Origin of the sequence: Actinomadura chokoriensis (assembly GCF_041463665.1) — a bacterium.
Classification (GTDB): Bacteria; Actinomycetota; Actinomycetes; order Streptosporangiales; family Streptosporangiaceae; genus Spirillospora; species Spirillospora chokoriensis_A.
The window spans coordinates 20793-31540 of sequence record NZ_JAXCEJ010000043.1; the positions used below are offsets into that span (position 1 = coordinate 20793).

10 protein-coding genes and 1 pseudogene are annotated in these 10748 nt (G+C 71.1%); 8 read left to right on the forward strand and 3 right to left on the reverse strand.

Going from position 1 to position 10748, the window contains the following annotated elements; translation table 11 throughout:
* Positions 1-84: 84 nt before the first annotated feature.
* From SM418_RS36805 to SM418_RS36815, 3 genes are all read left to right on the forward strand, one after another.
* Complete coding sequence (locus SM418_RS36805; protein WP_371946259.1) at positions 85-1266, forward strand: thiolase family protein; 1182 nt, start codon at positions 85-87, stop codon at positions 1264-1266.
* 25 nt (positions 1267-1291) lie between these two features.
* Complete coding sequence (locus SM418_RS36810; RefSeq protein WP_371946258.1) at positions 1292-2056, forward strand: SDR family NAD(P)-dependent oxidoreductase; 765 nt, start codon at positions 1292-1294, stop codon at positions 2054-2056.
* Positions 2057-2121: 65 nt separating this feature from the next.
* Positions 2122-2886: a crotonase/enoyl-CoA hydratase family protein gene (locus SM418_RS36815; protein WP_371946257.1), complete on the forward strand. Its 765-nt coding sequence runs from the start codon at positions 2122-2124 to the stop codon at positions 2884-2886.
* 24 nt (positions 2887-2910) lie between these two features.
* Here the strand turns inward: SM418_RS36815 and SM418_RS36820 are convergent, their stop codons facing one another.
* Positions 2911-3678 (reverse strand): enoyl-CoA hydratase/isomerase family protein, encoded by a 768-nt coding sequence (locus SM418_RS36820; RefSeq protein WP_371946256.1) that lies wholly within the window; start codon positions 3676-3678, stop codon positions 2911-2913.
* 259 nt (positions 3679-3937) lie between these two features.
* Between SM418_RS36820 and SM418_RS36825 the strand changes: the two genes are divergently transcribed.
* Positions 3938-4678, forward strand: a complete 741-nt coding sequence (locus SM418_RS36825; protein ID WP_371946255.1) for a FadR/GntR family transcriptional regulator — start codon at positions 3938-3940, stop codon at positions 4676-4678.
* 100 nt (positions 4679-4778) lie between these two features.
* Here the strand turns inward: SM418_RS36825 and SM418_RS36830 are convergent, their stop codons facing one another.
* On the reverse strand, positions 4779-4970 hold the full coding sequence (locus SM418_RS36830) for a ferredoxin (protein WP_371946254.1): 192 nt from the start codon (positions 4968-4970) through the stop codon (positions 4779-4781).
* A gap of 106 nt (positions 4971-5076) precedes the next feature.
* Here SM418_RS36830 and SM418_RS36835 point away from each other — a divergent pair, with 106 nt between their 5' ends.
* The 4 genes from SM418_RS36835 (at position 5077) to SM418_RS36850 (ending at position 10455) form a co-directional block, all read left to right on the forward strand.
* The gene (locus SM418_RS36835; RefSeq protein WP_371946253.1) at positions 5077-6315 is read left to right on the forward strand and encodes a cytochrome P450; all 1239 of its coding nucleotides are present in this window, start codon (positions 5077-5079) and stop codon (positions 6313-6315) included.
* 332 nt (positions 6316-6647) lie between these two features.
* Entirely contained in the window at positions 6648-7799 is a 1152-nt protein-coding gene (locus SM418_RS36840; protein WP_371946252.1) for a sugar ABC transporter substrate-binding protein, read from the forward strand.
* A gap of 206 nt (positions 7800-8005) precedes the next feature.
* A complete protein-coding gene (locus SM418_RS36845; protein ID WP_371946251.1) occupies positions 8006-8935 on the forward strand; it encodes an ABC transporter permease in 930 nt (309 codons plus the stop codon).
* Complete coding sequence (locus SM418_RS36850; RefSeq protein WP_371946250.1) at positions 8932-10455, forward strand: sugar ABC transporter ATP-binding protein; 1524 nt, start codon at positions 8932-8934, stop codon at positions 10453-10455. The genes SM418_RS36845 and SM418_RS36850 overlap by 4 nt, the downstream gene beginning before the upstream one ends.
* Positions 10456-10560: 105 nt before the next feature.
* On the opposite strand, the pseudogene SM418_RS36855 reads toward SM418_RS36850, so the two are convergent.
* Positions 10561-10748 (reverse strand): annotated as a pseudogene (locus tag SM418_RS36855) (IS3 family transposase); the annotation flags it as partial.

Below are 10748 nucleotides of genomic sequence, written 5' to 3' on the forward strand. Positions count from 1 at the left end.
TCAAACGTCAAGTGTGACGTCCGTCGTTGTCCTGAAGCCAGGTTACATGATAATCATACATATAGATAACGAGAGAGGTGGGCTGTGCCGGAAGCGGTGATCGTGGAAGCCGTCCGGTCCCCGATGGGACGTGGCAAGAAGGGCGGAGCGCTGGCCGGGGCGCATCCCGCCGACCTGCTCGCGCAGGTCCTGCGGGCACTGGTCGAGCGCACCGGGATCGACCCCGGCACCGTCGAGGACGTGCTGGTGGGATGCGTCGGCCAGGCGGGTGAGCAGTCGGCGACGCCCGGCCGGCAGGCCCTGCTCGCGGCCGGCTTCCCCGTGCACGTGCCGTCGGCGACGATCGAGCGGAAGTGCGGCTCGGGCCAGCAGGCCATTGACTTCGCCGTGCAGGGCGTGCTCGCCGGCGCGTACGACGTCGTCATCGCCGCCGGCGTCGAGTCGATGAGCCGGGTGCCGATGGGGTCCGCGCGGATGGGCCAGGACCCGTACGGGCAGGGGGTCGCCGAGCGCTTCCCGCTCCTGCCCCCGCAGGGCGTCGCCGCCGAGCTCGTCGCGCAGCGGTGGAACCTCTCGCGCGCCCGGCTCGACGAGTACTCGGCGCGATCGCACGCGCGCGCCGCGCAGGCGCGCGCGGCGGGCCGGTTCGACGACGAGCTGGTCGCGGTGCGGGCCGGCGAGACCACCGTCCGCGCCGACGAGACGATCCGCGAGGGCAGCACGCCGGACCGCCTGTCCGCGCTGGCGCCCGCGTTCGCCAAGGAGCCGTGGACGAGCCACTTCCCCGGCGTGGACTGGAAGATCACCGCGGGCAACTCCTCCCAGCTCACCGACGGCGCGGCCGCCATGCTCGTCATGAGCGAGCCGCGCGCCCGCGCACTGGGCCTGCGGCCGCGCGCCCGCGTGGTCGCCTCGGCCGTGGTCGGCGACGACCCGGTCCTCATGCTGACCGGCCCGATCCCGGCGACCGCGAAGGTGCTCGCCCGCTCCGGGCTGGGCCTCGCGGACCTGGCGGCGGTGGAGGTGAACGAGGCGTTCGCCCCGGTGCCGCTGGCCTGGCAGGCCGAGTTCCCGGTGCCCGACGACCGCCTCAACCCGGTGGGCGGCGCCATCGCGCTGGGCCATCCGCTCGGCGCGTCGGGCGTTCGCCTCGCCGCCACCCTGCTCGCCCACCTCGAACACGTCGGCGGCCGGTACGGCCTGCAGACCATGTGCGAGGCGGGCGGCATGGCCAACGCCACCGTCTTCGAATCACTGCGGCGCTAGCGCCCGTCCCCCAAGGAGCGAGTACATGGACCTCACCGGCGGCAGCGCCCTCGTGACCGGCGGCGCGTCCGGCCTGGCACTGGCGACGACGCGGCGGCTGATCGGGCGCGGCGTACCCGTCGTCATCCTCGACCTGCCCACCTCGGCCGGCGCCGCGGTGGCCGCGGAACTCGGCCCACTCGCGCGGTTCGTCCCGGGCGACGTCACCGACCCCGAGACGGTGCGGAACGCCCTCGACGCCGCGGAGGAGCGCGGGCCGGTGCGCGCACTGGTGCACTGCGCCGGCCGGGGCGGCACCGTCCGGGTCGTCGGCAAGGACGGGTCACCCGGCGACCTGGAGCTCTACGAGACGATCGTGCGGGTCAACCTCATCGGCTCGTTCAACGTGCTGCGGCTGACGGCCGCCCGGATGGCCGCGGCCGATCCGGTCGGGGAGGAGCGCGGCGTCTGCGTGCTGACCTCCTCCGTCGCCGCGTACGAGGGCCAGATCGGGCAGATCCCGTACGCGTCGGCCAAGGCCGGCATCGTCGGCATGACGCTGGTCGCCGCCCGCGACCTGGCCACCCGCGGCATCCGGGTCGTCACCATCGCGCCCGGCATCTTCGACACACCGATCCTCAGCCGGTTCTCCGACGAGATCAAGGACCGGCTGGGCGCCCAGGTGCCCAACCCCGCCCGGCTCGGGCGGGCCGACGAGTTCGCCCGGCTCGCCGAGCACGTCATCGACAACCCGTACCTCAACGGAGAGACGATCCGTCTCGACGGCGCGGTCCGCATGCAGCCGCGCTGACCCCACCCACCGTCACCCACCCTCACCCGACCTCACTCGACCTCACTCGACCACTTTGGGGTGCCATGTCCGCCACCGTCCAACTCGACCGCACGGACGGCGTCCTGACCGTCACCATCGATCGCCCGGACGCCCGCAACGCCATCGACACCGCGACCGCGCAGGCGATCGCGGACGCCATGGACCTGCTCGACGACTCCGCCGACCTCGTCGCCGGAGTGCTCACCGGAGCCGGCGGCACGTTCTGCGCGGGCATGGACCTCAAGGCGTTCCTCGCCGGCGAGCGGCCCTCCATCGGCGACCGCGGCTTCGCCGGCATCGTCGAACGGCCGCCCGCCAAGCCGCTGATCGCCGCCGTCGAGGGATACGCGCTGGCCGGCGGGTTCGAGATCGTGCTCGCCTGCGACCTGATCGTGGCGGCCGAGAACGCCACGTTCGGCCTGCCGGAGGTGCGCCGCGGACTCGTGGCCGGGGGCGGCGGGCTGATGCGGCTGTCCCGGCGCGTGCCCTACCACCTCGCGATGCGGTGGGCGCTGACCGGCGCGCACGTGCCGGCGGCCGACGCGCACGCGGCCGGCCTGGTGGCCGAGACGGTGCCGGCCGGCACCGCACTCGACGCGGCGCTCGGTCTCGCCCACGAGATCGCCGCGAACGGGCCGCTCGCCGTCCGGGCCACCAAGCAGGTGATCACGTCGGCGCGGGACTGGTCCACGGCGGAGGAGTTCGTGCGGCAGCGCGAGATCACCGAACCGGTACGGTCCTCCGCGGACGCACGGGAGGGCGCCTCGGCGTTCGCCGAGAAGCGGCGTCCGGTCTGGCGCGGCGTCTGAGCCGGCCACCGGACGGCCCGGCCGTCACTGCGGGTCGGGGAAGACCGGGGGGCGCTTGGCGAGAAAGGCCGAGGCTCCTTCGACCATGTCCGCGCTGCCGACCGCCTGGACGAGCATGCCGACGCCGTTGGTGAACGACGCCCGCGCGGCGTCCCACCAGATGTTCGAGCTCACCTTGGTGATCTCGAGATAGCGCGGGCTGAGCAGCGCGATCTCCTCGACCCACCGCTGTGCCGCCGCCTCCACCTCGTCGTCGTCGACAACGGCGTTGATCAGGCCCATGCGCAGGGCGTCCGCCGCGGTGTAGCGGCGGCACAGCATGGCGATCTCCTTGGCCCGCTTCTCGCCGATCTGCACGCCCATGACGTTCGTGGCGCCGGTGACCGGCGCGCTGCCGACCCTCGGGCCGGTCTGCCCGAAGGTCGCCGAGCGGCCGGCCAGGGCCAGGTCGCAGGCGACCACCAGTTCATTGCCGCCACCGGCGGCCGGCCCGTCGACGGCGGCGATGACCGGGCGCGGACACTGCCGGATCGCGTCGAAGAGGCGGAGGGACGCCCGGTACAACTCGCGCATCTGCGCCGTCGTCGGGGTGCTGAGCGACTGCAGCGAGCCGCCCGCGCAGAAGCTGCCGCCGGACCCGGTGATGACCACCGCGCGGGCGGTGTCCGCCGACTCGACGGCCGCGGTGATCGCGCCGGCCATCTCGGCGTCGTAGGCGTTGCGCCGCTCGGGGCGGTTCAACCTGATCCAGACCGCGGGTCCGCGTGATTCGACGATCACTGCGTCGGACATAGGGGCGTCTCCTCGTGCTGATGGGTGCGTGATCACGCGCGGTGGCGGGACGGAGCACGCCCGGGCGCATCGCCCGGCGCTCGGGGAGCCGATTCGCGCCCGCTGGCGGACCGTGTTTGAATTGATGCTAATCTTGCATATCAATTTCTATCCGGTCAACTGTGTCGGGCACGCGCGGAGAATGCCGCGGCCTGCGGCGAGATGGAGGAGCGATGCCGGTCAGAGGTTCGGGCGGTTCGGGCCGACCGCGAGGCGTCCGGTGAACGGCTCGCACCGGCCGCCCAAGGCGGCGATGCTGATCGCGCAGCAAATCGTCCGGGACATCGTGCGCGGGGACGTGAGCCCGGGCGACCTGCTTCCGCCCGAGCGCGTCATGCTGGAGAAGTACCGGACCGGGCGCGGCACGCTGCGCGAGGCACTGCGCCTGCTCGAGTTCCAGGGCGCGATCGCACTGAAGCCCGGGCCGGGCGGCGGGCCGATTCTGCTCGATCCCGATGCCTCTCACCTGGCCGGGACGGTCGTCCTGCTGATGCAGCTGAAACAGGCGCCGTTCCGTTCGATCGCTGAGGTCCGCGCCGCGGTCGAGCCGATGATCAGCGGGCTGGCGGCCACGCGCATCGACGAGGCGTCGCTCGCCGGACTCGACGGCACCATCACGCAGATGCGCGACCACCTCGACGACCAGCACGTGTTCCTTGAGGCGAACAAGCGGTTCCACGACATCATCGCCTGGTCGTCGGGCAACCCGCTGTTCGGTTACCTGGCCGACTCACTGCTGGACATCATGGACGGGACGCTGGTCGGCGTCGACTACCCGCGCCCGCGGCGCACGGCCATCCTCACCGCGCACGAGCACGTGCTCAACGCCATCAGGTCGGGCGATCCGGCCGAGTCCGAGTCACGCATGCGCGATCACATCGGCGAATACGTGCGCTACGCCGAGCACAAGTTCCCCGAGGTGCTCGACCGGGTCGTCCCGTGGGATCGCGTGTTCGCCTGAACGCGCGAGGCCGGGAACACGATGGCGTGCGATGGCACGGCCCGGAGCCCGGTGGCTCGGTGACCGGACCCGGCTCGCACGCCGCCGCGCCGACCCGCGCTCAGTCGACCGTGATCGCTCGTTCCGGGCAGCTGTCCGCGGCCAGCTGGGCCAGCCCCTCCTCCCCGGGCGGGACCTCCTCGCGCTCGACGTAGGCTTGACCGTCCTCATCCCTCAGCAAGAACAGGTCGGGCGCCGTCATGTGACAGACGCCGTGCCCCTGACAGACCTCCGGATCCACTCTGACCTTCATGGTTCCTCCACTCGACAGCAGGGCGCCAGTCGTTGACAACCGGCGAATCTAGTATAACGATTATCAGACTGACTTCGATCGTTCCACCCCCTTGGAGGATCCGTCCATGTCGTCGCCACGCCGGTGCCCCGCCATCGACTTCGATCACAACTCGCAGACCCACGCGGACGACACCGTCGGCTCCTACCGGGACATCCGCACGTCGACGCCCGTCGCCTGGACCGAGGCGCACGGAGGCTACTGGGTGCTCTCGGACTACTCGAGCGTCTTCGACGCCGCGCGCGACGACGAGACCTTCTCATCGCGGCGCCTGCCGCACGGCGGCGAGGGACTGGCCGTCGTGATCCCCAAGACGCCGATGCACCGGCACATCCCCATTGAGCTGGACCCTCCGGAGTTCCGGACGTTCCGCAAGATCGTCAACCAGATCACCGCGCCTGCCGCCGTCAAGCGCATGCAGGAGATGATCGACCACTACACCACCTGGTTCATCGACCAGGTTATCGAAAGCGGCGAATGCGACTTCGTCGACGTCATCGGCGTACCGGCGATCGTGACCGTCGACTGGCTGGGCCTGGACCCCGAGGACTGGGCGCGGTACGCCCGCCTGCACCGGACCACACTGAACGGCCTGCCCGGAACACCGGCGTTCCAGCACGCCGTCGAGGTGGACATGCCGCAGCTCTCGGAGCGGATGCGGCAGACCATCACCGCCCGCCGCCGGGAGCCGACCGAGGACGTCATCTCCTACCTCGTCCAGCAGGAGATCGACGGCCGGCCGATCACCGACGAGGAGGTGTTCGCCATCACGGAACTGCTGGTCGCGGGCGGCACGGGAACGACGGCCTCGCTGGTCGGCCAGGCACTGGTGTGGCTGTACCAGCATCAGGACGTGCGCCGGACGCTGATCGACCACCCGGAGAAGCTCGAACGCGCCGTGGAGGAGTTCCTCCGGTACTTCGCGCCGACGCAGGCCCTGGCCCGCACCGTCGTCAGGGACGTCGACTTCCACGGCTGCCCCATGCGGACGGGCGACCGGGTCCTGCTGTCATGGGCCTCGGCCAACCGCGACGAATCCACCTTCGAGAACGCCGACGAGATCGACATCGAGCGCTGGCCGAACCGGCACACATCGTTCGGGGTCGGGGTGCACCGGTGCGCGGGCTCGCACCTCGGACGTGCCATGTCGCGCGCGCTGATCGGCCAGGTCCTCGAGCGGATGCCGGACTACTCGATCGACGTGCAGGCCCTGCGCCGCTATCCGCAGCAGGGCACCAACGTCGGCTTCCAGTCCATCCCCGCGCGCTTCACGCCGGGTCCGCGCCGGCTTCCCGCGGACGCCTGAGCCGCGCCCCGCACCACACCGCCCCGCACCGGCCCGCGGGCACCGCCGTCCGCCGGTGCCCGGCCTGGCACTCTCCTCCGGTTCGACCTCTCCCGGAGTAACATCGCGCCATCCATTGACGTGATGATGGTTATAACTATACTCATAGATACTCCCCGATCGGCCGGCGCACCACAGCGCGGAAGGCCCTGCGAACACACGGTGGCGTGACCCGCGAAACCCGCGCACCGGCCACCGTCCGTCCCATTCAGCACCCCGAGGCCCCGAGCCCAGCGCTCGCTCTCGCGTCCCCCGCGCTGCCTGACCCGGACCGAACAAGGAGACGTATCGCAATGAGGCCAACCTGGTTGAAAGCCGCCGTGCTCGGCACAGCGGCCGCGATGACGCTCGTGGCATGCGGCAACTCGGCGGAAACGACATCGACGCCGAGCGCGTCCGCGCCCAGCACGCCCAGCGCGCCGGCACTGAGCAAGAGCGAGCTCGAAGCCCTGGCGGTGGCCGCGTCCAAGAAGGCGGGATCCCCGACCAAGGTTCCCAAGATCACCATCGGATACCTGCGGTACGTCGCCCAGTCGCCGGCCGACCAGCGGATGTACGAGTCGGCGGTGGCGGCGGCGAAGATTCTCGGCTGGACCGTCATCCAGTGCGACGGCCAGGGCGACCCGGCGAAGATGGCCGCCTGCGGCAACACGCTCCTCGACCAGAACATCGACGTGCTGCTCAACGACGGAATCCCGCAGACCGTCATCGCGACCGCACTGCAGCGCGCCAAGCGCGAGGGAGTGCCGGCCGTCTACAGCGGCGGCAGCCTGGACGAGGCCGACCTGTACACCGCCGGCTATGTGCCGCCGGACGGTGAGATGGGCACGGCGCTCGCGGCGTACGTCGCGGGCCAGATGAAGGGGCGCAGCGGCGGAGCCATCGTGCAGGGCTTCCCGGCGAGCTGGGGCGTCGAACGGGTGGACGCCCTGAAGGCGGCCGGCGTCAAGATCGCCTCTCAGCAGGACGCCGACGCCACAAACCTGGTGCAGGGTACGCAGCAGCAGATCGCCGCCCAGCTGAACCAGCACCCGGACGCCTCCGCGGTGTGGATCACCTTCGAGACGGCGGTGCTCGGTGCCGCGCAGGCGCTCAAGGCGCGCTACCCCGGCAAGGCGTACCCCGACCGCCCGCTGCTGGCGACCTTCTACGCCAACCGGCCGACGCTCGATCTCATGCGCAAGGGAGAGGTCGACGCCGCGGTCGAGAACTCCCTCGAGTGGTCGAGCTGGACCGCGATCGACCAGCTCGCCGAGCTGAAGGCCCGCAACACCCCGATGTCGAAGGATGTGCGCCCCAACTACGGCGAGGGCCTGGACTTCTGGCGGTCGACGCTGGTCACCAAGGACAACCTGCCCCCGGCCGGCCAGCTGGTCCCGCCGCCGGTGGACTACGAGACCTTCTTCACCGCCAAGTGGAAGCACGAGTTCGGCGCGGGCAGCTGACGCCCCCTTTCCCTCCTCGCCGCAGCGGCCCGGCCGGCGTTCCCGGCCGGGCCGCCTCCCCGAAGTGAGATCAGATGGACGAGCAAGCAGTAACAGGGCGGCACGCGCCGCCGGCCCTGGTGGAAACGCCGACGGGCACGCCGGAACCCGGCGGGGCGGATCCCGGGACCCGTCACACCAGATGGCGCCCGCCATCGGTCGGCCACGTGCTGGGCAGAACGGGCCTGCTCATCGCGTTCGCGCTCGCGGTGCTGACCTTCTCGCTGATCCGTCCCGACACCTTCTTCACCGCCGACAACCTGCGGTCGATGCTGCTGCAGTCGGCGGCTCCGCTGATCCTGGCGGTCGGACTGACGATCCTGCTGGTCCTCGGTGACTTCGACCTGTCGATCGGGTCGATGCTCGGACTCGGCGGCGCGGCGGCGGTCACGATGATGGCGCTGCACGGCGTGCCCTGGCAGTTCGCGATCGCGATCGCGATCGGCGTGGCCGTCGTCGTCGGCCTGCTCAACGGGGTCATCGTCGCGTACTTCGGCACCTCGTCGTTCGTCACGACCCTGGCCATGGGCACGGTCCTCGTCGGCATCGAATTCGCCTTCACCGACCAGAAGACCATCTACGAGGGGGTCGCCCAGAGCTACTTGAGCCTGGGCCAGTCGGCACCCTTCTGGGGCATCAACGTGCAGGTGTGGATCGCCGCCGGGACGGCGATACTCGTCTGGCTCCTGCTGCAGCACACCGAGATCGGCCGCTTCTTCCACGCGATCGGCGGCAACCCGGACGCCGCGTACTTCTCCGGGATCGCGGTGCGCCGGCTGCGCGTGCTCGGCTTCGTCCTCGTCGCCGTCGCCGCCGCCGTCGCCGGCATCCTGATCACCGCGCAGGCCGGCTCCTCGGCGCCGCAGGCCGGCATTCCGTACCTGCTGCCCGCGTACGCCGCCGCCTTCCTCGGCTCGACGTCCTTCCGGCCCGGCCAGTTCAACGTGGCGGGCACCGTCGTCGCGACACTGTTCCTGCAGGTCATCCTGACCGGCCTGCAGATGCTCCAGCTGTCGACGGCGTACATCAATGTCGTGCAGGGCGCGGTCCTGATCGTCGCCATGCTGCTCAGCCGCCTCGGGCAGGCCCGGGCATGACCGGGGCGGACACGGCACTCGCGTCGCTGCGCGGGTTGCGCAAGTCGTACCCGGGCGTGCAGGCGATCCGGCATGTGGATCTCGAGCTGCGGACAGGCGAGATCACCGGTCTGGTCGGAAAGAACGGAGCCGGCAAGAGCACCCTCATCAAGGTCCTCGCCGGCCTGGTGCGCCCCGACGCGGGGACGATCCACATCGACGGGCGGCCCGCTCAGCTCGGCTCGCCGACCGATGCGGCCCGGCACGGACTGGCTTTCGTCCACCAGGAACTCGCACTGGTCCCCGACCTGTCCGTCGCGGAGAACGTGCTGCTGGGCCTCGGGTTCCCGGCGCGGGGCCGGACCCTGGTGAACTGGTCCCAGATGTACCGGGACGCCGCGAAGGTACTCGCCCGGCTCGACATCGCCGTCGACCCGCGGCGGCCGACGCGCTCGCTGTCGATCGCCGAACAGCGCCTCGTGATGCTCGCCCGCGGCCTCGCCGCACGAGCACGCCTGGTGGTCCTGGACGAGCCCACGGCATCGCTGAGCAACGCCGAGATCGGGCACCTGTTCCGAGTCGTCCGCGCCCTGCGCGACGACGGGGTCGGGACCGTCTTCGTCTCCCACCGCCTCGACGAGATCCTCGACCTCACCGAGCGCGTTGTCGTCATGCGGGACGGCACCGTCGTGGACGAGTTCGCCACCGCCGATCTCGACCGCCGGCAGCTCATCACGGCCATCAGCGGACCCACCGAGAAGGCGCGGCCCGGTCGCCGTCCCCCGCAGCCGGCGCCCGCCGGCGCGGAGGTCCTCCGTATCGAGCACATCAGCCGGCCACCCGTACTGACGGACGTCAGCCTGTCCATCCGCGCCGGTGAGGTCGTCGGGCTCGCCGGGCTCGCCGGCGCCGGGCGCACCGAACTCGCGAGGATCATCTTCGGGGTGGACCGGCCCAGCGCCGGCACCGTGTCCGTCCGGGGACGGGCCGTACGGCCCGGACGACTCCGCAGCGCGCTCCGGCGCGGCATCGTGCTGCTCCCCGAGGACCGCCGCCACCAGGGCAACGTCCTGGATTTCGGGGTGCGGAGCAACGTCACGCTGGCGACGCTGCACAAGCACCGCCGCACCGCACGGCTCGCCCTGCCCTCCCGCCGGTCCGAGCGCGTCGCCGCGCGGCACATGGTCGAGCGACTCCACATCGCAACCGCCTCGGTCGAACAGGCGGTGCGATCACTGTCCGGCGGCAACCAGCAGAAGGTCGTCCTCGCCAAGTGGCTCCAGCACGGCGCCGAGGTCTTCCTGTTCGATGAGCCGACCCACGGTGTCGACGTGGACGGAAAGCAGGAGATCTACGAGATCATGCGGGAGCTGGCCGACGAGGGCAAGGCGGTCCTGTTCATCTCGTCCGAGTTCCCGGAACTCATCGAGGTGTGCGACCGCATCACCGTTCTCCGCAGCGGCCGGATCGTCGCCGAACTCGACGGTGACGTCAGCGAAGCCACGATCTTGAAGCACTGCTTCACGCCCGACCCGCGGTGACCTGTTCCACGACCTGATCACCCAGGCCCCGCGGGGATGGCGCAGCCTGGCGGGTGGGGCCGGGGCCGGGCAGGTCGTGGAACAGGTCGAGCACGTACTCGGGGCGGGCTCAGGCACGGTGGTGCGGACCTTCTTGCGCAGGTGTACGCCAACGATCCCGAACGCGCGCGTCACTCGTTCGACACGCTTGTGGTTCACCCGACGGCCCGTATCGCGCAGCTCGGCGGTGACCCGCGGTGACCCGTAGGTCCCGTCCTGGCCGGCGTGGATCCGCCGGATCTCTTCCGCCAGTG